The 411-nt window shown below is 70.1% G+C and carries 1 pseudogene; it reads right to left on the reverse strand.

Going from position 1 to position 411, the window contains the following annotated elements:
* Positions 1–342, reverse strand: a pseudogene (locus G3I56_RS42930) (methyltransferase); the annotation flags it as partial.
* Between the last annotated feature and the right edge of the window lie 69 nt (positions 343–411).

The raw sequence follows: 411 nt of genomic DNA on the forward strand, positions 1-411 counted from the left end.
CGCGAAACCCGCGGCGCGGAAAGCCTCACGGGCGAACTGCTGCCACTCCGGCTCCGGGTCCACGGTGGTCAGTACGCCGTCGTGCCGCATCCCGTGGAGCAGATAGCTGCCGGAAATGCCGGTGCCCGTCCCGATCTCGGCCACCGACTTGGCGTCCGACGCGGCCGCGAGCAGCCGCAGCGCGGCGCCGGTGCCGGGGGTCACCGAGCGGATCCCTGCCTCCCGGGCCCGATCACGGGCCCAACGCAGGGCCTCGTCCTCGGCGACATAGGCGTCGGCGAACGCCCAGTTCGTCTGCCGGTTGGCGGTAATGGCCCTCTCCTGTCCCCGTAGTTGGCGCAACGGTGACTGTATCCGTTGGTGTCGGGAACCCGCAGATGGGACCGGGCGTTATGAAGAGAGAGGGAAGCG

It is taken from the genome of Streptomyces sp. SID12488, from assembly GCF_010548275.1.
In the GTDB taxonomy this organism is placed as follows: domain Bacteria; phylum Actinomycetota; class Actinomycetes; order Streptomycetales; family Streptomycetaceae; genus Streptomyces.